Source organism: Pedobacter insulae, from assembly GCF_900113525.1.
GTDB lineage: Bacteria > Bacteroidota > Bacteroidia > Sphingobacteriales > Sphingobacteriaceae > Pedobacter > Pedobacter insulae.
The window spans coordinates 72117-97078 of the sequence record NZ_FOPP01000005.1 but is presented as its reverse complement, the minus strand read 5'-3'; the positions used below and the strand labels follow the sequence as shown (position 1 = coordinate 97078).

Below are 24962 nucleotides of genomic sequence, written 5' to 3'. Positions count from 1 at the left end.
AGGCGGTTTGTCGGATTTTTTTTACCTTTCGTCGAAATTGCCCGTTTTACAGTAACAAAGGGTTTAACATAGCCTCTAATTAGTATAAAAGAAAGGAATATGAAACCATGAAGCGCTTTCCGATAGAATTAGTTTTCTGGATCACGGCTTTAGTGTTGTTGGCAAATGCAAACCCTCATGCACACCATTTTAGCCTTTGTCCCTTAGCAAATTTGGGAGTAGAATGGTGTCCGGGTTGTGGTTTAGGAAGGTCGATTAGCGCGTTGTTTCATGGAGAGTTCAAAGAGAGTTTAAATTTTCATTGGTTTGGCATACCGGCCTTAATGGTGATAATTTATAGAATAACGAAACTGATTACAATAAGAATAAAAGGAAATTTAATTTAAAATATAAGGAGGATTAACAATGTTCGATTCACAATTCATGGCATTACCGGGTATAACCCCACAAGAATATTCGTATTTACAAACCGCAACCAACGGTTTAAGCGAGCAGCAATTGCGCACTTTCCTGATGATTTATTCGGGCAAACGTAAGAACCCCAGCGATATGCTGCTTTTCTGTATCATTGGTTTGTTTCTGTTACCGGGATTACAACGGTTTATCATTGGACAAATAGGCATGGGTATTTTATATCTATTTACAATAGGATTGTGTTTTATCGGGTCAATTGTAGACATCATTAACCATAAAGAACTAGCCTTTGAGCATAATCAGCGTATGGTGTTTGAAAGCTTGCAAATGGTTAGAATGGGAAATTTTCAGTAGATTATAAATAGTCCCTATAAGGTTGAAACCTTGTAGGGATTTCTTACTTTTAGGGCATGAAACTAGCATTGATCACAGATTATCTAGAAAGTGTGGCGCCGCTTAATTATCAAGAAGATTATGATAATGCGGGGCTGATTGTTGGTCAGCCCCAACAAGAAATTACCGGAGTTTTAGTGGCCCTGGATTGTACAGAGCTAATAGTTGAGGAAGCGATTGCCAGACAATGCAACCTGATTATTACCCACCACCCCATTGTATTTAAAGGGTTAAAAAGATTCAATAGTAAAACCTATGTAGAGCGGGTGGTGCAAAAAGCAATTAAAAACGATATCGCTCTGTATGCTATCCATACTAATCTAGATCACGTTGCTAATGGCGTAAGCGGAGAGATTTGCAAACGCCTGGGCATTATGAACGGCAGGGTTTTAGCACCTAAAAGCGGCTTGTTAAAGAAACTCGTTACCTTTTGTCCAACGGCCTCGGCAAACGCTGTTAAAGAGGCATTATTTAGCGCAGGAGCTGGTAATATAGGCAATTATAGTGAGTGTAGCTTCAGCAGTGAAGGTATCGGCACATTTAATGGCAATGAAAATACTGACCCCTTTGTTGGCGTTCCTGGCAGCCGTCATCACGAGAAAGAGCAGCGTATCGAAGTAATTTTTAAGGTGCAAGATGAACGTAAGATTGTGATTTCTTTATTGGAGCATCATCCTTATGAAGATGTTGCTTATGATATTTATCCACTTTCGAATAGTTTGGCAAATGTTGGGGCGGGTATGATAGGTTGGCTCTCGCAAGAAATGGAGGGGATGGATTTCTTACAGCATGTTAAAGACAAAATGCACACCAAGGTAATCCGTCACACGGCAGTTTTACCTAAGCAGATTAAAAAAGTAGCAGTTTGTGGGGGTGCGGGCAGCTTTTTATTAAAAGATGCTATCGCTGCGGGAGCAGATGCCTTCGTAACGGCCGACTTTAAATATCATGAATTTTTTGATGCCGAGAATAAGCTCATCATTTGCGACATTGGCCATTATGAGAGTGAGCAATTTACTTCCAACTTACTGAGGGATTCATTGTTCACAAAATTTCCAAACTTAGCTATTTATTTAACAGGGCATAACACTAACCCGGTAAACTATTTTAGCTGAAAAACAATAAGGCTTTGTAGCGTTTCCAAACATTTAACCGTATAACCTAATATGAGCAACAAGCCAGGTTTTGGAGGTTGACTTTTAAAACAGTAATTTAGTATTGCACATTAACCATATAAATGAAATCAGCTCTTAAAATACTCTTCGTCTTACTTGTTGTATTAACCTCATCTTGTAAAAAGGAATTCAAAGAAACCCAGGAAAAGATGGCGCTTTTAACCAAGCGTTCTGGATGGATTACGTTAAAGGTGGAAAAAAAATCATCTACGGGTACTTGGCTCGATATTACCGGAACTCCACTTCCGCATGAAAAGGACAATGCCTTGATCTTTGATCCTTGGTATAAATGGGCTATTGATGCGGGACTTTTAAAATTACCTGGAGATGCTCAGATTATCGCCTATGGGTCTTGGAGTTTTGTAGATAAAGGCATTCAGATAGAGGAGGGGAACTTAATGGAGATAAACGAGCTCACAGAAACAAGCCTTATTGTGATTGTAAATTCAACTACGGAGTCATTTCGCTACACCTACGGGCATCCATAAGTAACTTTAAGGGTTTTCTTTTAGGTATCGAACAATTACTCTTCCAATGGCGTCAACTTCTTCATTTTCTTCAATGACCGGAAGGTCTGTTTTGTAATCAATTCTAAGCCATTTGAGGCTGGCATGTTGCGTAACCTGTATATACTCGCCGCCATCTTTAAAAATGGTATATACGCCGTCATCTTCAGGAAGAGCCTCATAAATAACTTTGCCTATCTTAAAGTAAAAAGATCCGTCACTCATTCTAAGTCCATTTCATCCTCGTAGTTGTCCGGATCTTCTTGGTAAGTGTCAATCAGCTTGCCTAATTGATTCACTTCCTCGTCAAGTTCAAATAGTGGAATTCCTGTTTCTTTGTCAAACTTGATCCATTGTGCTGCATCATCTTTTTGGATCTGTAGGTATTCTTTTCCATCCTTAAATACCACATAGGTGTGATTCCCCTCTGGGAATATGGCATAATTAACTGGGCCGATTGTTAAATCAAAGGGTTGTTGCATAACTTATTTTATTCTTTTAAGGCTTTAAGCTCTTTGATAAAGGAAATAAACTTAGGACTTGCATAATTTGCTGCCCCCACTCCATTATAAGCTATTCTTCCTTTTTTATCGAAAACAATTGTTGTAGGTAATGATCCATTGAAAATCACATCGGGAATTTCACTAGCAACGTTAAAAAGTGGAAAAGAATAGTTTTTTCGATCCAGATAAGCTTGGGCCTTCTTTAAATTGCCATCTGCATCAACTAACAGAAACACAACCTCTTTATCGGCCGCAAACTTTTGATATAATTTATGAATAGCAGGCATTTCCGCTAAACATGGTGGGCACCAGGTGGCCCAGAAATTTAAAAAGACAACTTTGCCTTTGAGGTCGCCCAAACTCACAACTTTATTGGTGGCATCTTTAAATTTGATACTCGAAAGGTCTACCGGCAGTGTGTTTTTTTGCTCGCTAATTGAGGGCTTGAATAGACCAATTTCCATAAGGCCTCGCATGACTAAAGCTTTGGCCGACGGAACAAAAAGTATGGTCAGAAACAAGCCAATAAACAAAGCATTGACAATATTTTTCTTTGTAAATACGCTCTTTTTCATATTTTCTAAAAGCCCACTCTTAATCTTAGGCCTGTTCCCATTAATTTTAAATGGTCTTGAGAAACGATTTTTATGGGTAATTTAACAAAAGGCTCTATGGATAAAGAATGGTTTTTATAAACCTTCTTAGTATAACCAAACGAAAGGGTATAAAATCCGAGATAGTTCACGTCTTGTATAGCCGACGCCCGTTCCGTAGTACGTTGATTTACAATGTAAGAATTGGCAAATTGACCTTTTGCACCAGAAGGGTCGGTGCTACTGGAGGCGCCATCTGGTCCAGAGGGTACGCTAGCCGCTCCGGAAGGGGTGGGGTTTCTTTTAACGACTACTTGCTCTACGAAGGTATTATTTCTACGTTGATTAAGTACTGCGAAACCAGAAACACCAAAATTTGCATATAGATTTTTATTGATGTTATATTTTAATTCCAATGGGATGTCTAGGCCAACCACTTCTTCATTGATCACCTCTAAGCTTTTGGTGTTTCCAATTATGATAGATGAAGCGCCAATGTTTGTCGGTAAATTTTTACTTGCGCTCATCTTGTTATAGGCAATGCCAGAACTTAAGGAAAGTTTATTGGAGAAATTATAACTCATGCTAATCCCATAGCCCATATTTAACTCGTTAGTGTTGCTAAATGAAGGAGCTAATACCAGGCCCATTGCCCATTTGCTTTGTCGTTGATTAGGGACGAACTTGGTTTGAGAAGCAGCATTTTTTTGGCTTTCGTTAGCAAGAAATTCGGATGTGCCTGGCGTAGTTACTTCTACCACCTGGGCAATAATCTGTTGGTCTGCTGCGGGAGTAGGTGTGTCCGTCTTGTCAACATTTGGGCTGTTAGCAATATTTAGCACCGGGGTTTGAGCTGCAATCTGAACAACGTCAGCAGTGATCACGCTATTTCTCAACTCACTCGCTTTTAACGGGGTTAATGCAAGTTGTTGTTCCGTGCTCCTTGCTTCGGTTTTTTGCGGTTGATGAGTTGGCAATTCAGTAGTTTTAGGAGAACCAACTTGAGTGAGTTGTTCTGCTTTAGGCGTATCTTTTGTAAACCAAATAAGCGTAATACAAACCGCCAGTACAGCTGCTGCACCACTTAAGCTCATTATCCAAAAAACCGGGCGTTTTTTGGTCTTTTGCTTTTCATTAAATTTTTCCCACGCGCCTAAATCGTATAACTCTTCATGAGTTTTTAGGCTTTGCTTGATGTGATCAATTAGCTCCACATCATTTTTGTGCTTATGTTCAGTAGGTTGCATATGCATTTGCTATTGTTTTGGAGTAAAGGGTTCTCAATTTGTTTTTTGCCCTTGTTAAATAAACCCTGCTGGAACTTTCAGGAATATTTAAGGTTTTGGCAATCTCATCATGAGAAAATCCTTCAATCTCGTATAAATTAAAAATCAATTTTTGTATCTCTGGCAGCGCATCAAGGAGTTTAAGAATGTCTTTCACATTTAATGCGGTAATTATATTTATTTCTGTTAATGGTTCTTGTTCTTCAACTATTTCTTCGATGGACATTAAATTGCGTTTAGTACGTAAAAAATCTATCGCGGTACGTGAGGCAATCTTCGAAATCCATGCTTTAAATGCTTTTTGGTGTTCTTCTTTGTTTGCTGGAAATTTAAATTGTTTTACAGCGTTAAAAATCTTTATAAAGGCGTCATTTACAAGCTCTTCTGCATCATCTCTATCATTTACATAACGCAAAATAACAGCCATTAAATAGCCATAAAATGATTTATAAACCATTTCTTTACTCTTGCTTTGGTTACGTAGGCAGCCTACAATAGTTTCCTCAAAATTGAGCATTCGTATTGTTAGGCCTGGTTCTTCTTTTTAATCATATAAAATGATTTGGTTAGGTTATTAAAAAAAGCGATCCTATTTGTGTGTATAAATAGCAACACCTAATTTCATTTCGTCAGTCGACGCTTTAAGTCCTTTAACATAAATCGTATAAATTTTCTCTTCTTCAATTTTTACATTGGGCAAAGTTGCAATTAAGCTTCCCGTACTATGTTCTCTTACTTCAAAATTAACCTTATCTCCAGCGTCAATAAAAATTGGAATGGAATAATTTTTAAAGGCAACATTTGTAATTAAATAATTTGAGCCCGCGACAGCCAAAGTAAGCGGGTCAGTATCGGGACTTAGATTTGCAAACCTTATGGAAGCTTTACCTTTTGGTGGTTTGGTTAAATTATCAGAAAGCATCATAAATTTAATGTCTGCAAACCTGTCGAGGATAAAAAGCGTATAACCATATTGGGGTTCTAAAACAAACAGTTCTGATTTTAACGGAATGGGAGAATCCTTTCTAGTTATCGTCATTTTTCGGCTTCCTGAATAGGCCGATAAGTAATCTATTTTCCCTCCGAAAACAAAATCAGTTGCAGCGTTTGTTACTTTAGTATTATCAACATATACATCTAACTTCTCGGTACTAGGGGAGGCATTAACGATACTAAGTCCAGAAACATCAATAAACTTAGGACCTTCATTTTTTTTGCAAGAAGTTAGTAATATTGATACGATGAAAGCCGCAATAATATTTTTATAATTTATTGATGGGTTCATGATTAATTTTCTGGTAAAATAAAAAACAAATGGTCAACGTCCATTTAACACGTTTATAGAATACGAGTTAAAGCAACAAAACGCTACACGGCACTCAAAAAATAATTATAAAAATACCAATTATTATCTCTTAAAACAAGATTAGTCCGCGTCTACTCTGAACACATTGCCCCCAAAAGAGGATAGGCTGTAGCTCAATCCGATCTTAAAAACACGCGTAACCTGGTTAGTTCTGCTATCTATTATTGAGTTTCCGGAGATGTATCGCGATAAGTTATTTCCCTGGTTTAGCAGATCGTCCGCACTAATTTTTAAATTAAGCATTTTGTTCTTTAGAAATCCTGCCGTTAAACTAGTGTTTATGATCAACGGATTTGCATTGGCTAAGGAATACCCCTTGTTAATGGTTTTGCTTGTATTTACCGCAAATAGAAACCTCTTTTTAATGGTCAATCTTGTTGAAAAAGCGAGGTTTAAGTTCTTAATGTTTCTAGGCGCGTTTGCATTAAATTCTGCATCGCTGTTAGTTGCATTGTAATCGATGTTGGCAGTAACCACCAATTTTTTCAATCTTAAAGAGCCATTGAGATTGGCTGCATAGGTATGTGTATTAAAAAGCGTGGTGCCCCCAATTTGCCCGAGGTTTAAATAATAAAGATCACTAATATTATTGGTATTTAATACATTCGTGTTAGATGTAAAATTGTAGTTTGTACTAGCAGATACAGTGAGCTTTTTTAAATTAATGGACCCTCTAACATTTTGAGAAAAATTAAATCCTTTATTGAACCGTTTGTTATTGTTAATAAATATTGCCCTGTTTGAAAGCCCAAGGTTTCCTCCATAGGAAATAGCATATTTGTTTTTTTTAATCGGGATGTTTAGCGAATAGTTATTTCCTGCGTTATAGGTTCCATTGATGTTTTCAAATCGGGTTTCTTGCTTTAGGCTGTTCAATGTATCGGGCACTAATATAACGTTGCTTACAATTTCATTTTGCGTAGCTGAAAAAGTGAATCCGGCTTGTAAGGAAATACCAGATTTAATATTTACATAATTGTAGTTAGACATTAGAGAATGTCTAAAATATGGTTTTAGGTTAGGATTGCCGATAACAATGTTTTGTAAATTTTGGGTATTCCGGATAGGTTGTATCTGGTCGATTGAAGGGGCATTGTTATTTCCGGTATAAGAAAGCGAAATCGTTTTCCCTTTTACTATAGTTCTACTTAAATTTATATTCGGCGCATAATTTAAATTGTTGTTTTTTATCTTTTGATTAAGGTTAATGTAGTTGTTGCTCATTAAACTCGGACGGGCATTAAAGCCAAAGTTGTAACGCATTTTTTTATTGCTATAACTATAACTCATCCCTAGCGATTGATTGATAAATACGGAGGTGTAATGAGTACTCAGCGAATCAATAAAGATCGGGATGGCGTTTTCTAAAACAAATGTAGTCCGGTTGCTATTACTTTTACCCACCGAAGCATTATACGTAAAGTTTAAGCTGCTTTTTGCTAAAGTGTCGCTTGGTGTTTTTAAACCAAGGCTATAATTGAGCCCAAAATTAATGTATTGATTGCTTCCGCTAGTAATCAAGTTTCTGTTTAGCAACGAATCTTTTTTCAATAGCTCAGTATCCCTGTCGTAATAAAGCGTATTGGTGCTAATATTTTGATTTGAATTTGTAGGGCTGGTTGAAAAAGCCAGGTTTGTTGAAAAGGAGTTTTTTTTATTTTTCAAAATCTTGGCAAGGCTCAAGTTCCCGTTTAAACTTGGAGACTTGCTGCTTAGCTGGTTGTTATTCTTTAAATCCTGCCTAATTACCCCAGTTTGATTGTTAAACGAGGCACTAGTATTACTATTTTGGCTAAGCGTTCCTCCAAAATTTGCTGATAAGCGGATCTTTTTATTGTTAAAGGTATAACTGGAATTGAAAATATTACTAGAGCGGTTACTCTTACCCTTATTTTGTGAATTGTTGTAGAAGGTGCCTAGCGGATTAATTGTTTCAACCGCTTGTTCTGACTCAAAGGCATTGTTATTCGTATTAAACCCATTGGAGATACTAAAATTTCCATATTTACCGAGTTTATCTCGGTGGTTAAGCGTTACCCTTGCATTTTCACTTGTGCCTGCGCCATTATTTGAAGTATGATAACCTATGTCTGCCATCCTCTGTTTGCTATCATTCCAAAAGCTAAAACTTCCACTTCCTCCATATTGCTGGTTTGTTCCGCCGTTCATACCGGTACTGCCAAATTTCCCCTTATTCATCCCGGGCTTGGTTACAATGTTTAGCATTTTTTTAGGTTCACCAACTTTTATGCCTGTAAAATTTGCCTCATCTCCAAAATCATCAATAATTTGAATTTTCGATACAATTCCTGCGGGAAGCTTCCCGATAAAATCTTTGATATTGTTGGTGAAAAAATCCTTACCATTAATGCGAAGTTTGGTCATTTCTTGACCCATTGTTTTCACATTGTATTGATCGTCTACCTCCATACCAGGAAACTGTTTAATTAAGTCGGCAACGTTATCGCCTTCAAACACCTGATATGCGGCGGCATTATACTCGATGGTGTCCTGCATAATGCGGATGGGGTTTGGTTTGCCCTTAATCTCCACAGTTTTGAGCATATTAGGCGTTTGCTTCAATTCAATTCTTTTAATCTCTAAGAGCTTTCCTTTAGCAAAATCATAGGTGTTACTATAAGATTGATAACCGAGACAATTAATCTGCAATAGGAAAGATTCTGCCTTTATTTTGGAGAAATTGAAATAACCCTCCTCGTTTGTAGTGGTTTGAAGTGTATCCTTTCCAGCAATTAATATTACATTGGCATGGCTTAAGCCATTTTCGGTCGAGTCGGTTACCAAACCACTTATCCGTCTGCTAGTTTGGCCAAAGCCGCTTTGGGCAGCAAATAGCAACAGTATAAAGATGTTCAAAAGTGTTTTCAAGAGAATTTGGTTACACTTACAAACTTAATCTTTAGTTAGTTGTAATTTATATTTTTCACAAAATTTAACAAATCAAGCAGAAAATTAAATAGCTATCCTTTTTTAAGGACTATTACTGTTATTTCGGGCCATATTCCTACCCTTCCAGAAAAGCCAAGAAATCCAAAGCCCCGATTTACGTTTAAGAATTTGCTGTTTTCTTCCAGAATACCTGCCCAATGATTATATCGGTATTTAACAGGGCTCCATTTTATCCCAAAGGCTTCTATGCCAAATTGCATCCCATGGGTATGGCCTGATAAAGTTAAATTAATTTTAGAAGGGTGATTTTTAACCTGGGCATTCCAATGTGAAGGGTCGTGAGACAGTAAGACTTTAAAATCGTCAATATTTGTGCCGTTTAACGCTTTTTCTAAATCACCTCGTTCCCCAAATCCCAAGCCCCAGTTTTCAACCCCCGCTAGAATTATTTTCTCTCCATCTTTGTTTAACTCAACATGCTCATCTAATAATAAACGGAAACCTAAATCAGCATGATATTCTTTGAGCTGCTGTAAATTTCCTCTTTTTATTAAATCGTTCTCCCATTTTACATAGTCTCCATAATCATGGTTTCCTAGAATGGAGAATTGGCCATATTTAGCTTTTATTTGAGAGAAATGCCCTATCCAGGGTTTTATTTCCTCAGCTTTATTATTAACTAAATCGCCGGTAAAAACAAATAGATCCGATTGTTGTGCATTAATTAGGTCGACTCCTTTTTGAACAGCTCGGGGATTTGTAAAACTTCCAGCATGAACGTCAGATATTTGGGTTATCGTGAAGCCATCAAATGCTTGAGGGAGGTCTTTAAAATACAAAGTATGTTTAATTACTCTGTATGCATATTTACCCCTTATCATTCCATATAGGAATAAGAAAACAGCACCTATAAAAATCGTCCCGGCAAAAATAATCCAATAAGGGTTTCGCGCTGGCAATAAATAATCATGCTTCGAAGCCAGGCTGCCAATACCATTTATCAACCTGTATATGTCGCCAATGAATATTAACATTGCGAATAACAGCTCGCTTACGAGAAGGATTAGGAAGAAATGTGTAGCTATTTTAAAGAATGTTCCCATTCCCCTGGTTTGAATGCCTTGAAGGGCATACAGCAATGCAAAAATGCTCCCAGAAATAATCAACCAGAAAATACCAGTAACATAGCTTGAGTTAGCTACGATTTGCAGGCCACTTAACGCATACCAGCTCAGTAATAAGAACAGGACAGCAAAAATGATTAAGGGTAGTAATTGGAATTTTCTCTTCATCTAAACAGGGCTTAAAAAGTCATTGCGGTTTACAAAAACGTCATTGCGAGGCACGAAGCAATCTCGTCGTGAGATTGCTTCGTGCCTCGCAATGACGGGAACCCTCGCATTGAGGTAATTATTGGGCTATATCAACTCTACACTTCTGCTTACAAAGGCAGTTAATTCTGCGCCGGTTAGCATACCTTGTGAGAGTAAAGCCAAATCTACCGCTTGCTTGGCAAACTTACTTTGTTCTTCTTCGTTAGCAGAAGCTAAGATTTTACCTACAAGTTTATGGTTTCCATTGATGGCCACCTTATAACTATCTGGCATGTTACCATAAAAGCTCATTCCACCGCCCATTTTTGCCATATCTTTCATACGGCGCATAAACTCGTCCATCGTTACAGTTACTGGCGCATCGTCCGGACTAAGACCAACAACCTCCACGCTAAAGTTTGGTTTTACAATGGCCTTCTCAAAAATTGATTTTACCGTAGCAGATTGTTCTTCACTTAGAACAGATTCCAGTACTTCATCTTTTTCAATCAATTGGTTGGTAACACTTGCATCAACACGCTTTAACTGGGTTTTCTCTAGTTTGTGCTCCAGGCTGCCCACAAAGTGACCATCTATAGGAGTATTCATGATCAGTACATCATACCCTTTTTTCTCGGCCGATTGAATGAAACCATCTTGCTTATCAGGGTCTGTTGTATACAAGTACACAATATTCCCGTTTTTGTCTGTTTGGCTATCTTTTACCTTTTCTTTGTATTCCTCAAATGTAAAATGCTCGCCTTTTGTATTGGTTAACAAAGCAAAATCTTTTGCCTTATCATAAAACTTCTCTTCACTGATCATACCGTATTTTACGAATAAGCCAATGTTGCTCCATTTTTCTTCGTAGCTTTTACGATCTTTTTGATAAAGTTCCCCCAATTTGTCGGCTACCTTTTTAGTAATATAGCTGTTAATTTTTTTCACGTTGCTATCTGCTTGTAAAAAGCTTCTGGAAACATTTAATGGAATATCAGGAGAATCAATCACGCCATGTAATAGCATCAAAAACTCTGGTACAATATCCTTTACTTCATCTGTGATAAATACCTGGCGACTAAACAACTTGATTTTATTGCGTTGCATATCAAAATCATCCTTCACCTTAGGGAAATATAAAACACCTGTTAGGTTAAATGGATAATCAACATTTAAATGGATCCAGAATAACGGATCTTCCGCAAAAGGATAAAGTTGTTTATAGAAATCTAAATAATCTTGGTCTGACAAATCAGCAGGTGCCTTTGCCCAAATTGGATGCGTGGTATTGATAATGTTTGGTGCAGTAACAGATTTGTACTTAGTCTTGCCCTCTTCATCAACCCCATCTTCCTCTTCTGTAGTTTTTGTGCCAAATTGGATGGGAACAGGCAAGAATTTAGCGTACTTATCTAAAATCTCCTGTAATTTATGCTCACTTAAAAACTCTTCAGATTCAGCATTAATATGTAAGATAATACTCGTGCCGCGCGTTGTTCTATCGCCTGCCGAAATCTCAAAAGAAGTACTACCGTCGCAAGTCCATTTCGCTGCTTCAGCCCCTTCCTGGTACGATAATGTTTGAATCTCCACTAAATCAGCTACCATGAATGCTGAGTAAAAACCTAGGCCAAACTTACCGATAATCTCATTTGCATCTTTCGCATCTTTAAATTTCTCTACAAACTCGCTAGCTCCAGAAAAAGCAACCTGATTAATGTATTTTTTGATTTCTTCGGCCGTCATACCCAAACCATTATCGCTAATGGTAATGGTTTTTGCCGGTGCGTCTAAACTAACAGCCACTAATGGCTCACCTAGTTCTCCGTTATATTGCCCTAATGCAGCTAAGCGCTTAATTTTCTGAACTGCATCAACCGCATTAGAAACTAATTCCCTTAAAAAGATCTCATTATCCGAATACAGGAATTTCTTGATGATTGGAAAAATGTTTTCTGTGTGTATGGAAATACTTCCCTTTTCTGTTGTCATAATTGATTTTATAATTTTTGATTATACCTATACTTATCAAGCGGTGTTCCAAAGTAGATTATAAGTCAAAATGACAGGCTTTACTTACCATTGATACGGCGATTTATCATACTATTAAGTATCTTTGCCCCTTAAATGGAATATAACGTTCATACTTTACGCAACGGCATTCGGGTTTTACATGTGCCTTCAGCATCACCTATTTCCCACGCTTGTATTTTAATAAATAGCGGCTCAAGAGACGAGGAGGATTCGCAAATGGGCTTAGCTCATTTTATCGAGCATCTTATTTTTAAGCGGACTGAAAAAAGGACCACAAATCAGATTTTAAACCGTTTGGAAAGTGTTGGAGCGGATTTAAATGCATATACAACTAAAGAGTACACCTGCATACACGCATCCTTTCTACAGCCCTATGTAGACAGAACGCTCGAGCTATTTAATGACATCGTTTTCCATTCTGTGTTTCCAATTGAGGAACTGGATAAAGAAAAGGGCGTAATCCTAGATGAAATTACTTCCTATCTTGATCAACCAGAAGAAGCGATTAACGATGATTTTGAAGATATGCTTTTTGCGAACCATGCTTTGGGCAGAAATATCTTAGGAACTCCTTCAACGGTAACGGCACTGGATCAGCATGATATTAAACAGTTTATAAAAAATAATTATCGAACCGACGAAATTGTTGTGGCAGTTTTAGGTAATTACTCGTTTAATAAGGTTGCAAAAATTGGAGAGAAGTATTTTAGTGATGTTCCCGAAAACAGTTCCCTATCGAAAAGAGTTGCCCCTATTGTAAATGCCCCACAACATGTTAAAGTGAATAAGCAGATTATGCAAGCCCATAGCATGTTGGGGACGCAAACTTATTCTTTGCATCATCCTTATAAGGCAGGTTTGTTATTGCTTAACAATATCCTGGGTGGAAATGGAATGAGTTCTGTCCTTAATTTGCAAATCAGGGAAAAGTATGGCATAGCCTATACAATCGAATCTAATTACAGTCCATTAAGTGATGCCGGAATTTTTGCGCTTTATTTTGGTACCGATAAAGAGAAAGTAGAGCGCGCTACAAATTTGATTTTTAAAGAGTTTAAAAAGATCAGGTCTGCTAAAATGACCGAAATTCAATTACAAAAGGCTAAGAATAAGTTTATTGGCCAAATTGCATTAGGGGAGGAGAACCGCATTGGTTTAATTATTTCCATGGCTAAAAGCTTGATAGATTATGATAAAATCGACAGCCTGGAAACTGTATTTAATAAAATCAGAGCCGTTAGCGTAGCTGATATGGATGCGATTGCGAATGATGTTTTAGACGAAGGAAATTTAAGTTCATTGACATTCTATCCAACCGCTTAATCCAATTTCCCCTATTTCTTAATAATTTGTACTTTTGTTGCATGAAACTACCAATTGTAGCCTATGGCGATCCTGTTTTAAAGAAAGTTTGTGTAGATATTGAGGAGACCTATCCTGATCTGCAACAGCTTATTGCCAATATGTTCGAAACAATGAACAATGCAAGCGGAGTTGGTTTAGCTGCACCGCAAGTTGGCTTGCCTATCCGTTTGTTTATTGTCGACACAAAGGCGGATGAAGGGGAAGAGGTTTTTAAAAAGGTATTCATTAACGCACAGATTTTAGAAGAAAGCGGCGAACCTTGGGCTTTTAACGAAGGTTGTTTGAGTATTCCCGAAGTAAGAGAAGATATTATGCGAAAGCCCAATATCTTGATCAGCTATTATGATGAGAATTGGAAGCTTCATGAAGAAAAAGTAAGCGGATTTGCCGCCAGAGTAATTCAGCATGAGTATGACCATATTGAGGGCAAGCTTTTTACTGATAAGCTGAGCTTGTTGCGTAAGCAATTATTGAAAAGTAAATTGGATGCCATTGCAAAAGGCAATGTTAGAACGGATTACAAAATGCGTTACCCCAGACAAAACAAGAAACGGTAATTGCTTATTTATCGGATTCTCTGCTTTTATCTCCAGCGAAAATCTGCTGCATTAACTTACCCCATGCAAATGGATTTAGCAATGGATTGGTTTGACGCATATTTACATTCATCATTCTATCAAAATTGTAACGATAATTGCTGTTGCTAATCTCTGCCGAATTACGAGGTAATGATAAAATCATCCCCTGAATGCTTTTTGGAGAAAGATTTTTCTTGGCAATAGCCATATCATCATCGGCAACCTTCATTGATAAAAAGTCTTTGTTAAACTCTTCTATGGTTGCCCATGGATAGATCCTTACAGCCTTTAAATACACAGTTTCTGGTTTCATCTTGACCATTTCTGTGTACTTAAAATCATTTATTTCAGTCGGGAGTACCAGCACTTTATTGTTAAATCCTATTGCACTAAATATTAATGAATCTCCGGGATTAACAATGATTGAAAAATAACCCTGATAGTTGGCAGCATACTTTATCCCTTTATTACTCAAATTGGTAATGGTAACATAGGGCACAACCGAATTGCTGTCAGTATCGGTAATGATTCCCGAAAACTGCACCAATTTGTTACTTTTCTGCATGTTTTGGGCAAAAATAGTAGTAACAAAAAAAAGCAATATGATTGTTAAACAATACTTCATCTTACAAAAATAGAGGTAAATGCTTAATGTATTCGTTAAATTGTGTTAAATAAACCTTATTCCTGCTCTGCCAAATCTACTGCAACAACGCCGGTAATTTCTGGTACGGCTTTCATTATTGCCTGCTCAATGCCTGCTTTCATCGTCATAAAGCTCATTTTACATGAGCCGCAGTTGCCTAATAATCTTAATTTAACAACATAGCCTGGTGTAATCTCTTCTATGGCAACATTTCCACCGTCGGCTATTAAATATGGCCTGATAGTTTCTAATGCTTGCTCCACTTGTTCCGTTAAACTCATTTTATCTGTATTAAAGTATAAAAATAGTAAATTTTTAGCAATTCGCTGACTGTATGTTATTTATTGAGATCTGTTGTGCAATTTTACCTGCAATTTCATTAAATGCATACTGTAAAGGACTGGACGTATCCATCGCAATCGGAGTTCCTTGGTCGCCCGCATCGGCAATAGCCTGAATTAATGGTATTTCACCTAAAAACGGCACATTGTACTGCTCAGACAAAGTTTTACCTCCATTTTTACCAAAGATGTAATATTTATTATCAGGCAGCTCTGCTGGTGTAAAATAAGACATATTCTCTATAACGCCTAAAATGGGAATATTTATCCCTTGCATTCTGAACATGTTTAATCCTTTTTTGGTATCTGCCAGGGCAACCTGCTGTGGCGTAGTAACAATTACTGCGCCCGCAATAGGGAAGCTTTGACTGATGGTAATGTGGATATCTCCCGTTCCAGGAGGTAAATCTACAATCAGATAATCCAGTTCCCCCCAATCTGCATCATTAAACAATTGCTTAATCGCATTGGAAGCCATTGGTCCACGCCAGGGCACAGCTTGATCTGGGTCGGCAAAGAAACCTAATGACAGCAATTTAATGCCATATTTTTCAATTGGTAAAATTAAGGTTTTCCCATCTTTTGTTTCTCTTGCGCTGGGTTTTGCACCAATGAGGTCGAACATCGTTGGAACGGAGGGGCCATAAATATCTGCATCGATTAAACCTACTTTGGCGCCGTTAGCGGCTAAAGTTACCGCAAGGTTACTGGCTACGGTCGACTTACCTACCCCTCCCTTGCCTGAGGAAATTAATATGATATTTTTAATTGCGTTTAACTGCGTTGTGTCATTCGGTTTGGTAACGCGAGAAGTGACATTGATAAGAATGATAGCGCTTGCGTCGACAAAATGCTTAATTGCATTTGTACAGGCATTCTTTAGCATTTCCTTCATCGGACATGCTGGGGTAGTTAATTCTAGTGTAAAAGCTATTTGCTTACCGTCGATTTTAACATCTTTAATCATGTTTAAAGTAACCAGATCTTTCTTCAAATCCGGATCTTCCACGTTGCGCAAGGCTTCTAAAACCTGTTCATTGGTAATTATCATTCCTCAAAATTAACAAAACATAACTATATTAAATTTTCTATCACCCTTTTTATTGTAATTTTAACACGAAATAAACATTTCTGATAAACGTTTGTTAAGCATTAATTTTTAAATTAGTTTATGCAGCTACCGAAAATAAGCATCCCCAAAAAATATTATAAAGTTGGAGCCTGGGTTTTAGGCGTGTTTTTGCTCCTGGTTATTTCTTTGGGCGCTATTGCCTACAGTAAAAGAGAAGCCATGCTGAAAACCATCATGGCGAAAGCGATTGCAAAAGCCAAAAATAATTATGGGCTCACTGTTAGCATAGGCAAAGCAGGATTTAGCGGATTAAGTACCGTAAGTATGGAGCGTATTTCAGTAGTTCCCAAAGATAGAGACACCCTGACTTCCATGCGTAGCTTAAGTGTTGGGGTTAAAATATTTCCACTGCTTTTTGGTAATGTTAAGCTTTCGGAAATCAAATTGAATGACGGTAAATTGAATGTTGTAATTAGAGACTCACTTACCAACCTTGATTTTATTCTAAAAAGGAAAAGCAAAGACAGCACCAACACCACAAAAAATAAATTAGACCTAAGCGAAATCGCAAGCAACCTATTAAATGAGGTGCTTTACAAGATTCCTGATGACATGGAGGTAAAGAACTTTATGATGCAGCTTAACGACAATGATACGGCCTCCCTAAAATTTCTGACTACCACAGCAACGATAGATGACGGGAAACTTAAATCGACTATTCTGGTTAACGACACCTTAGCAACCTGGCACATGACGGGTAATTTAAAGCCTAATCAGAAACGGTTAGATGTAATGCTATATGCAGCTAATAAACAGCAGGTAGAACTTCCACTATATCTTCAGCAAAAACTACATACAAAGATTAGCTTTGACACAGTTAGGACAGAAATGAAAGATGCAGATTATAAAGGGGATGACTTTAAAATCTCTGGGTCATGGTCGGTGAAAAATCTTTTGATCAATCAGGCGCGGATTGCGGCAACAGACATTGTGGTAAGTAGCGCCAAGATTGACGCAGATTTGCTAATTGGGCCAAATTATCTTTCTTTGGACAGTACCTCGACCATTTTTTTAAAGGATGCGAAGGTTCATCCCTATATTAAGTACACTTTATCGCCAAACAAAGTATATGAGCTAAAGCTCGATGCTGAGGAGCAAGACGCACAGGCCTTCTTGGAGGCCTTCCCCGAAGGCTTGTTCGAATCGTTAGATGGGATGCAGGTTAGCGGAAAGTTAAAGTATAACCTCGATTTTTATCTGGACACTTCAATCCCAGACAGCGTAAAGTTCAGTTCTAACCTAACCCCCAATAATTTCAAGATTTTGAAATGGGGTAAAACAGATCTTCAAAAAATAAATAAAGATTTTGTATATACGCCTTATGAGTATGGCAAACCTATGAGGAACATTTTGATAGGACCTTCCAACCCAAATTTTACCAGGTTAGGGGATATCTCGTTTAATTTTAGAAATGCCCTACTCACATCCGAAGACCCTTCTTTCTTTAGACATCATGGTTTTGTTGAAGAATCATTTCGAAAATCGATTGCTGTTAACTTTAAAGAGAAACGGTTTAAGCGTGGAGGGAGTACAATCTCTATGCAGTTGGTTAAAAACGTTTTCTTGAGTAGAAACAAAACTATATCTCGTAAGGCAGAAGAGGTTTTAATTGTTTGGCTTATAGAGAATAACCGATTGATTAGTAAGGAACGAATGTTAGAGGTTTATTTCAATATCATAGAGATGGGGCCAAATGTGTATGGTATTGGAGAAGCGGCAAGTCATTATTTCGGGAAGCACCCATCCGAACTAAGTGTCGGAGAAGGCATTTTCTTAGCTAACATTGTTCCTCGGCCTAAAGCAGCTATGTATAAATTTGCGAACGATGGCGGCTTAAAGCCCTATCTTTTGCCATACTTTAATTTTATTGGCAATACAATGGCCAGAAGAGGCTTAACGTACGCAGATACTAGTGGGTATGGTTTTTATAATGTTAGGCTGCGAGAAGGGCTGCGGCAGTACCTGTTGCCCGATTCGGTCGTTGTTGACACCTCGGCCTTAGAACTTGATGAGGACGGAATGATTATTCCGCAAATTACACCAGATAAAGGTAAGACACTTTTTGACCGCCTCTTCCCTGCCAAAAAAGACACGCTTGTTCGGGTGGATATAAAAACGGATACTGCCAAAACAAAAAAACAGCTTAGACAAGAGCGAAGGGAACAGCGAAGGAAGGAAAAAGAGGATGGTGATAATTAATTGGAAAGAAAATTAATCAGTTATGATGAATAAAATTCAAGTGGATGGTAAAAGTTTTGAGATCTTTCTAGAGAATGAAACCATTAGCAAAAGAATACGCTTAATAGGAATTCAACTGAATGTGGATTACGAAAATCGCTGCCCTATTTTAATCGGGGTTTTAAATGGCAGTTTTGTTTTTATGGCCGATTTGTTAAAAGAAGTCCATATTGCATGCGAGATTGGCTTTATCCGTATAAAATCCTACGAAGGCACCGAGAGTTCGGGATCGATCAAAGAGGCGTTCGGACTTCCTGATGGCTTGGAGAACAGAGATGTGCTTATTATTGAAGACATTGTTGATACAGGTTTAACACTGGAGTATATCCTTGAGAAAGTAAAAGCTCAAAACCCTGCTTCTGTTCAGGTTTGTAGTTTGTTATTTAAACCAATGGCATTAAAGTCGCCAATTCCCGAGTTGACCTATGTTGGCTTCGAAATCCCTAATGAATTTGTAGTGGGTTATGGGTTAGATTATAATGACTTGGGTAGAAATTTGAAGGATATTTATAGGGCGGTTTAAGATAAATCTCCTTTTTTTTTAGCAATTTTGTGGCGAATTAAATTAAAACTCCATGACTATTCATAAAGAGGGCTATACCACCATAGCAATTTCTGTCTTATTCATTTTCGTAATCAACGCCTTGGTTGAGTATAAGTTTTCGGATATACTATGGCTTCGTTGGTTTGTTTATATTTTATCCTTTGCGTTATTCGTTACGGTTTTACAATTTTTTAGGAATCCTAGTCGTGTTTTTACCAGTGGTGACAATTTGGTGATTTGTCCGGCCGATGGAAAAGTGGTGGTTATCGAAGAAACAGAAGAGGGAGAGTATTTCAAAGATAAGCGTTTACAGGTTTCGATATTTATGTCGCCAGTGAATGTGCATATCAATAGGAACCCTATTTCGGGGGTTGTAAAGTTTTTCAAATATCACCCAGGTAAATACTTGGCCGCTTGGAATCCAAAATCTAGTACAGAGAATGAGCGTACAACAACCGTAGTAGAGCACGCAACCGGAACGCCGATTTTATTCAGGCAAATTGCTGGAGCGCTTGCCCGAAGAATTGTTTGGTATATTAAAGAAGGCGATCAGGTTGTACAAACCGAGCAATTTGGCTTCATTAAATTTGGCTCAAGAGTAGATATTTTCCTCCCAGTTGGAACGGACGTTAAATTGGTTCTCGGACAAGTGGTTAAAGGTGGAATTACGGTATTGGCGGAATTGTAATAATCGTTAAGCTTCATTGCAGGGAACGGAAGTGGCACAACTATTTGCTTACTCCTTTTTTTTATCTGTTACCGTTCTTTGCGTTGGGTAGGCAAACTCAGACCCATATTGATTTACATACTCAATTATCTTGAAGTTTACCTCTTCCTTTATTTTGAGGTACTCGCTATAATCAATATTTTCAACAAGATACAAAACTTGGATATTTAACGCTGAATCACCAAAACTGTCAAACGTAACCGTATTGTCTGAAGTGTGTGGGTGAGCGTTTAAAAAGGTGTTAATCTCAGCAATAATGGTCTTGATCGTTTCAGAACTTGTTTCGTAGGTTACCCCGATATTAAATTTAACCCGTCGATAGTTTCTACGGGTTAAATTTTCTAACACGCCATCTATCATTGCCCTATTCGGAATAATAATAGTTGTCTTGTCTGTACTTCTTATAATCGTGCTTCTAAAGCCAACCTTCTCTATCGTGCCCTCTACGCCATCTACTTTGACCAAATCGCCTACGGTAAATGGCTTGTCGATGAAGATTGTAAACGAACCGATTAAATTCTCCAGGCTTTCTTTAGCGGCTAAGGCGATTGCGATACCCCCAATGCCCAATCCAGTAATTAAGCTTAAAGCGTTTACTTCAAATACGTAACCAAGCAAAACAAAGAACCCAATAAAATAAACGAAGAACTTAAAAAGTTCTTTTAAAAAAGGCACCAATTGGTCATCTGCTTTATTTGCCGATTTTGCGGCCTTATACATGAATACGTGTGCTACGAAATCTATTATTCTCAAAAAGATCCAGAATACCGAAAGGATAATCAAGAAGAGAAAAAGCTTGTCTAGCAACTCCCCTAAAGTGAAGCCTTGTATAATCTTAACCTTCTCAATGGTTTTGTGATAATGGAAAAGGACGACTTCTAGCGGATGTTTTAATTGGTTAATCGCTAAATATATCGACGAAACAGTGATAAAGAACTCAAACGGTTTTAGCAAGAGCGCAACAAAAGCCTCAAACGTTATTTCGTCAGCAAATTTTCTAAACAATTTAAAAAGCAGGTGGCTCAAAAATCGGGAAACAATCCTTTTGAACACAAGGCCTAATAAAATAATGATGGCAAACATAAAATATGCCTGTAAGGTGTTACCCCAAAATACCTGTTTAAAGAATTGCTGATCCATTTAAATTATACCAATTGCTTTAGTGCGATTTCAAATGCTGTGCTAGATAAATTTGTTCTTTTTTCTGATACTTTATGTACTGCTTTCAAAGCGTTTTCTATTACTGCTGAGGCATCAGAGAAGATCGCATCATCACTCATTTCTACGTTGCGTTGCATAAGGTAGGCAAAAACTCTTGCCATTCCGCAGTTTGCAATGAAATCAGGTATTACGGCTACATGATTATCTGCGTGTTCCATTATACTTCCAAAGAAAATCTCCTTATCGGCAAAAGGTACATTTGCACCGCAAGCAATTACTTCTAATCCACCGGCTATCATTTTATCGACCTCGGCTTGTTGTACTAACCTGGAAGAAGCTGCGGGCACGAAAATTTCTGCGCCAACATTCCAGACTTTTTCACTGGCTTCTTCAAAAGGAATCAGGTTGTCGGCAATTAAAGTGTTGTTTATTCTATCATTAAAAAGAGTTTTTATTTCTCTTTCCGTAAAACCTTCTGGCTTAATTAAGCCCCCAACGCGGTCTATGATTCCTACTATTTTAACACCATTTTGAGCAAGGTAATATCCGGCTGCTGCTGCAACATTTCCCCAGCCTTGGATAATTGCTTTCTTGCCTTCTATGTTGCCTCCCCAAATTTGATAATAATGCTTAATTGATTCGGCAACGCCATAGCCTGTAATCATGTCGGCCACTTTATATTTTCTTTTAATATCTGGCGTATACTCCAAGTCTTCCAACACTTTTGAAACACCATAGCGTAATTGGCCAATTTGGTGAATGCGTTCATTTTCTCTCGCTTGGTAGTGTCCATTAATTACACCTTCCTGTGGATGCCATAGGCCATAGCCTTCTGTAATTGGAATAACTTCGTGGATTTCATCGATGTTTAAATCGCCCCCAGTTCCATAATAACTCTTTAATAGCGGCATTACTGCTTTATACCATCTTTCCAGCACCTCTTTTTTACGGGGGTCTGCCGGATCGAAGTTAATTCCCGATTTTGCGCCACCTATCGGGGGACCTGAAACGGTAAATTTTACTTCCATTGTTTTTGCGAGCGATTCAACTTCTCGTTTATCTAATCCTTTGCGCATACGCGTGCCGCCGCCGGCAGCACCTCCACGTAATGAATTAATAACTACCCAGCCTTCGGCTTCCGATTCTTTGTCTTTCCATTCAAAAACAATTTCTGGTTGTTTTTCTTCGTATTTCTTTAACAGGTCTTTCATGTTGTTCGTTTATTTTAGCGACAATGAGTAATGCATTTCATTGCCTTTTTATATTTGGTGGGGCAAAGATATAAACAAAAAAACCTCCACGATGAATATCGTGAAGGTTATATTTTTTAAAAAGAAATATTATTTTCTTAAAGACTTGATACGAGCAGCTTTACCAGTTAATTCACGTAAGTAGAACAATTTAGCTCTACGCACTTTACCGTGACTATTAACTTCTACTTTATCAATGTTTGGAGAATTAATTGGGAAGATACGCTCTACACCAACACCATTACTCATTTTACGAACAGTAAACGTTTCATTTGCACCAGCGCTGTTACGTTGAATAACAACACCTTGATAAATTTGAATACGTTCTTTATTACCTTCGCGAATTTTATAGTGAACACTCACTGTATCTCCTGATTTGAAAGAAGGAAACTCATTTTTCGCGATTACCTGCTCTTCTACAAATTTTACTAAATCCATGATTTTAAGCTGTTAAGCCGATTTTTTGTTGTTTAAAATCGGACTGCAATATTAGGAATTTTATTTTAAAAATAAAAGGGTTTAGGGAAAATAATTTATTTTTTAACAAGAAGCAGGTTTTCCACATTATTTAAGTAAATCAGGTCTGCGCTCCTGCGTACGTTTTAGAGCTTCTTCATGTCGCCAATCGTTAATCTTAGCTTCATGCCCGCTTAACAACACATCAGGCACCCTGTGGCCTTGCCAATCGGCCGGACGCGTGTAATTCGGGGCATCTAACAACTCTCCCTGAAAGCTATCCGAAAGGGCAGAGGTCTCATCATTTAATACTCCTGGGATTAATCGAACTACAGCATCAACTACCACAGCTGCGGGCAATTCGCCGCCAGATAGCACATAATCGCCAATAGAAATTTCACGGGTTACAAAAATATCACGAATACGCTGATCTATTCCTTTGTAATGGCCGCATAAAATGATGATGTTTTTTTTGATGGATAGCTGATTGGCAATTGTCTGGTTTAGTGTCTCACCATCAGGGCTCATAAAGATCACCTCGTCATAATCCCGTTCGCTTTTAAGTTTTTCAATACAAGCGGCAAATGGCGGGATAGACATGATCATGCCGCTGCCTCCACCATATGGGTAGTCGTCAACACTTTTTTGTTTATTAGTTGCGTAGTCTCTTAAGTTGTGCACCACAATTTCGGCTATCCCTTTCTTTTGTGCACGTTGTAAAATAGAATGTGCAAAAGGACTGGTTAACAGGTCGGGTAAAACGGAGATGATATCGAAACGCATGGGACAAAGATAAGCATGTACTTTGACAATCTTTAAAGATTGTCAAAGTGGTAGGCTAGTCTCGAATTCGAGACTAGTGTAAAAGGTTTTTTACTATTTTGTATGAACTAGTCTCCCTCTTCTAAATCGAATATTTCTTCAACATTGACGCCAAATACTTTCGCCATCTTTAAAGCCAACACCGTTGATGGAACATACTTTCCCGATTCTATGGTATTAATTGTTTGACGAGAAACTTGTATTAAATCGGCAAGTTCGGCCTGTGTTATATTTTTGATGGCACGTTGTACCCTTAAATTATTCTTCATAAGAAATCCCTCCTTCAATTCTGTTCAATAACCTTACATTCTTATAGTTAACATACTCCATCCTCAGCACAAAGTATAAAAGCAAAGAAAACTCAGCATATAGCAAAAAGTATAAGTAACTGAGGGAATAAAGTAATAATGTACCGATTAAAATTAATCCATAATTTAAATAAACTGCCATTTGTAAACTCTCAAGTCGGTGCTGCATCACCATTTCATCTTCTATTTTGTTTTTGGAAAAAGCCCATAATAAAAGCCCAATTATAAGGCCTGCATAAATGATAGCCAGCGCCGAGTCTTTCACATCGCTTTGCAAATCTATGGCTAAACCAACAATAAGTCCAATTAAACAGGTGAGCGACATAATAATGCCGATCCTTTTAAATGGTTGATGTGGCAAGAACTTTGGTTCGCTAATTAAATAGCTTTCATTCTTTATATGTTTAAGGTAATAAAATCTAAAAATGAAGATTAACAAGGGGGTAAATAAATTAAGTTCTCCCATGTGTCCGCTAAAAAATGGAATTTCTCCAATAATGACAGTAAGGAACACCCATATAAAATAAAATCCATAATAAATCATAATCGCCCAGTAAAGAGCATTAAGCCTAAGTTTGGCATTCAGTTCATCTTCGTTTTTACTTTTGGAGAAGGCGATTAAAATCAAACCGATTACGACTAAGAACACGCATAGTTCATTTGTGAAATTTTCAAAACCCTTTTGAAAAAACCCATCTTTTTCTCGCATTTTAAAACCGAAACCGGAGATTTCAAAATTTTTCATTACATTAAGATAGCCCAGTACAAAGCCTGGGATGGTTAATAGGTAGCCAAACAAGCTACACCATGCTGGAAATAAGTATTTGCTTTTCATTTTTTTATTCTTTTAAGTTAATGGCAAATCCATGAGCGCGCATCAAGTTTGCTTGAACAAATGTAA

At 37.7% G+C, this 24962-nt stretch carries 27 protein-coding genes; 9 read left to right on the top strand and 18 right to left on the bottom strand.

All coding sequences use genetic code 11. The features are described 5' to 3' along the window. Positions 1 to 107 precede the first annotated feature (107 nt). The 4 genes from BM207_RS09945 to BM207_RS09930 all read left to right on the top strand — a co-directional run bounded on the left by BM207_RS09945 (position 108) and on the right by BM207_RS09930 (position 2470). A complete protein-coding gene (locus BM207_RS09945) occupies positions 108 to 386 on the top strand; it encodes a DUF2752 domain-containing protein (RefSeq protein ID WP_090993521.1) in 279 nt (92 codons plus the stop codon). A 19-nt stretch (positions 387 to 405) separates the two neighbouring features. After that, positions 406 to 768 (top strand): TM2 domain-containing protein, encoded by a 363-nt coding sequence (locus BM207_RS09940; protein ID WP_090993519.1) that lies wholly within the window; start codon positions 406 to 408, stop codon positions 766 to 768. A 56-nt stretch (positions 769 to 824) separates the two neighbouring features. After that, positions 825 to 1922, top strand: a complete 1098-nt coding sequence (locus tag BM207_RS09935) for a Nif3-like dinuclear metal center hexameric protein (protein ID WP_090993517.1) — start codon at positions 825 to 827, stop codon at positions 1920 to 1922. A gap of 122 nt (positions 1923 to 2044) precedes the next feature. Further along, the gene (locus BM207_RS09930; protein WP_090993515.1) at positions 2045 to 2470 is read left to right on the top strand and encodes a hypothetical protein; all 426 of its coding nucleotides are present in this window, start codon (positions 2045 to 2047) and stop codon (positions 2468 to 2470) included. A 6-nt stretch (positions 2471 to 2476) separates the two neighbouring features. On the opposite strand, the gene BM207_RS09925 is transcribed toward BM207_RS09930, so the two are convergent. The 9 genes from BM207_RS09925 to htpG all read right to left on the bottom strand — a co-directional run bounded on the left by BM207_RS09925 (position 2477) and on the right by htpG (position 12451). Continuing rightward, on the bottom strand, positions 2477 to 2713 hold the full coding sequence (locus BM207_RS09925; RefSeq protein WP_090993513.1) for a hypothetical protein: 237 nt from the start codon (positions 2711 to 2713) through the stop codon (positions 2477 to 2479). Continuing rightward, on the bottom strand, positions 2710 to 2970 hold the full coding sequence (locus BM207_RS09920; protein ID WP_090993511.1) for a hypothetical protein: 261 nt from the start codon (positions 2968 to 2970) through the stop codon (positions 2710 to 2712). The genes BM207_RS09925 and BM207_RS09920 overlap by 4 nt, the downstream gene beginning before the upstream one ends. Positions 2971 to 2978: 8 nt before the next feature. Continuing rightward, a complete protein-coding gene (locus BM207_RS09915) occupies positions 2979 to 3566 on the bottom strand; it encodes a TlpA family protein disulfide reductase (RefSeq protein ID WP_090993509.1) in 588 nt (195 codons plus the stop codon). A gap of 5 nt (positions 3567 to 3571) precedes the next feature. Further along, positions 3572 to 4831, bottom strand: coding sequence for a porin family protein (locus BM207_RS09910; RefSeq protein ID WP_090993508.1), 1260 nt, complete (start codon positions 4829 to 4831; stop codon positions 3572 to 3574). Further along, positions 4818 to 5387, bottom strand: coding sequence for an RNA polymerase sigma factor (locus BM207_RS09905; protein WP_090993506.1), 570 nt, complete (start codon positions 5385 to 5387; stop codon positions 4818 to 4820). The genes BM207_RS09910 and BM207_RS09905 overlap by 14 nt, the downstream gene beginning before the upstream one ends. 72 nt (positions 5388 to 5459) lie before the next feature. Continuing rightward, entirely contained in the window at positions 5460 to 6155 is a 696-nt protein-coding gene (locus BM207_RS09900; RefSeq protein ID WP_090993504.1) for a DUF4397 domain-containing protein, read from the bottom strand. Between the two features lie 141 nt (positions 6156 to 6296). Then, positions 6297 to 9113 (bottom strand): outer membrane beta-barrel protein, encoded by a 2817-nt coding sequence (locus tag BM207_RS09895; protein WP_177217100.1) that lies wholly within the window; start codon positions 9111 to 9113, stop codon positions 6297 to 6299. A 104-nt stretch (positions 9114 to 9217) separates the two neighbouring features. Then, on the bottom strand, positions 9218 to 10438 hold the full coding sequence (locus BM207_RS09890) for a metallophosphoesterase (protein ID WP_090993500.1): 1221 nt from the start codon (positions 10436 to 10438) through the stop codon (positions 9218 to 9220). Between the two features lie 126 nt (positions 10439 to 10564). After that, complete coding sequence (htpG, locus tag BM207_RS09885; RefSeq protein ID WP_090993498.1) at positions 10565 to 12451, bottom strand: molecular chaperone HtpG; 1887 nt, start codon at positions 12449 to 12451, stop codon at positions 10565 to 10567. Between the two features lie 135 nt (positions 12452 to 12586). Between htpG and BM207_RS09880 the strand changes: the two genes are divergently transcribed. Continuing rightward, the gene (locus tag BM207_RS09880) at positions 12587 to 13816 is read left to right on the top strand and encodes a M16 family metallopeptidase (protein WP_090993496.1); all 1230 of its coding nucleotides are present in this window, start codon (positions 12587 to 12589) and stop codon (positions 13814 to 13816) included. 41 nt (positions 13817 to 13857) lie between these two features. Beyond that, on the top strand, positions 13858 to 14415 hold the full coding sequence (gene def, locus BM207_RS09875; RefSeq protein ID WP_090993494.1) for a peptide deformylase: 558 nt from the start codon (positions 13858 to 13860) through the stop codon (positions 14413 to 14415). Between the two features lie 4 nt (positions 14416 to 14419). On the opposite strand, the gene BM207_RS09870 is transcribed toward def, so the two are convergent. From BM207_RS09870 to BM207_RS09860, 3 genes are all read right to left on the bottom strand, one after another. Then, entirely contained in the window at positions 14420 to 15001 is a 582-nt protein-coding gene (locus tag BM207_RS09870; protein ID WP_245768074.1) for a peptidase associated/transthyretin-like domain-containing protein, read from the bottom strand. Positions 15002 to 15117: 116 nt separating this feature from the next. After that, on the bottom strand, positions 15118 to 15363 hold the full coding sequence (locus BM207_RS09865) for a NifU family protein (RefSeq protein ID WP_090993490.1): 246 nt from the start codon (positions 15361 to 15363) through the stop codon (positions 15118 to 15120). A 34-nt stretch (positions 15364 to 15397) separates the two neighbouring features. Further along, positions 15398 to 16474 carry an Mrp/NBP35 family ATP-binding protein gene (locus BM207_RS09860; RefSeq protein ID WP_177217099.1) on the bottom strand — a complete coding sequence of 359 codons (1077 nt, stop codon included), beginning with the start codon at positions 16472 to 16474 and terminating at the stop codon, positions 15398 to 15400. A 120-nt stretch (positions 16475 to 16594) separates the two neighbouring features. Between BM207_RS09860 and BM207_RS09855 the strand changes: the two genes are divergently transcribed. Genes BM207_RS09855 through BM207_RS09845 form a run of 3 tightly spaced genes read left to right on the top strand, consistent with a single transcriptional unit; the run spans position 16595 to position 20025 of the window. Further along, positions 16595 to 18754: a transglycosylase domain-containing protein gene (locus BM207_RS09855; protein ID WP_090993487.1), complete on the top strand. Its 2160-nt coding sequence runs from the start codon at positions 16595 to 16597 to the stop codon at positions 18752 to 18754. A gap of 25 nt (positions 18755 to 18779) precedes the next feature. Next, on the top strand, positions 18780 to 19316 hold the full coding sequence (gene hpt, locus BM207_RS09850) for a hypoxanthine phosphoribosyltransferase (RefSeq protein ID WP_090993485.1): 537 nt from the start codon (positions 18780 to 18782) through the stop codon (positions 19314 to 19316). Between the two features lie 52 nt (positions 19317 to 19368). After that, on the top strand, positions 19369 to 20025 hold the full coding sequence (locus tag BM207_RS09845) for a phosphatidylserine decarboxylase family protein (RefSeq protein WP_090993483.1): 657 nt from the start codon (positions 19369 to 19371) through the stop codon (positions 20023 to 20025). A 48-nt stretch (positions 20026 to 20073) separates the two neighbouring features. Here the strand turns inward: BM207_RS09845 and BM207_RS09840 are convergent, their stop codons facing one another. The 6 genes from BM207_RS09840 to BM207_RS09815 all read right to left on the bottom strand — a co-directional run bounded on the left by BM207_RS09840 (position 20074) and on the right by BM207_RS09815 (position 24896). After that, positions 20074 to 21204 (bottom strand): mechanosensitive ion channel family protein, encoded by a 1131-nt coding sequence (locus BM207_RS09840; RefSeq protein ID WP_177217098.1) that lies wholly within the window; start codon positions 21202 to 21204, stop codon positions 20074 to 20076. Positions 21205 to 21209: 5 nt separating this feature from the next. Beyond that, the gene (locus BM207_RS09835) at positions 21210 to 22436 is read right to left on the bottom strand and encodes a Glu/Leu/Phe/Val dehydrogenase dimerization domain-containing protein (protein ID WP_090993481.1); all 1227 of its coding nucleotides are present in this window, start codon (positions 22434 to 22436) and stop codon (positions 21210 to 21212) included. 129 nt (positions 22437 to 22565) lie between these two features. After that, complete coding sequence (gene rplS, locus BM207_RS09830; RefSeq protein WP_055133060.1) at positions 22566 to 22913, bottom strand: 50S ribosomal protein L19; 348 nt, start codon at positions 22911 to 22913, stop codon at positions 22566 to 22568. A gap of 126 nt (positions 22914 to 23039) precedes the next feature. Continuing rightward, positions 23040 to 23714 carry a tRNA (guanosine(37)-N1)-methyltransferase TrmD gene (trmD, locus tag BM207_RS09825; RefSeq protein WP_090993479.1) on the bottom strand — a complete coding sequence of 225 codons (675 nt, stop codon included), beginning with the start codon at positions 23712 to 23714 and terminating at the stop codon, positions 23040 to 23042. Positions 23715 to 23821: 107 nt separating this feature from the next. Next, on the bottom strand, positions 23822 to 24022 hold the full coding sequence (locus BM207_RS09820) for a helix-turn-helix transcriptional regulator (protein ID WP_090993477.1): 201 nt from the start codon (positions 24020 to 24022) through the stop codon (positions 23822 to 23824). After that, on the bottom strand, positions 24012 to 24896 hold the full coding sequence (locus BM207_RS09815; RefSeq protein ID WP_090993475.1) for a hypothetical protein: 885 nt from the start codon (positions 24894 to 24896) through the stop codon (positions 24012 to 24014). The genes BM207_RS09820 and BM207_RS09815 overlap by 11 nt, the downstream gene beginning before the upstream one ends. Between the last annotated feature and the right edge of the window lie 66 nt (positions 24897 to 24962).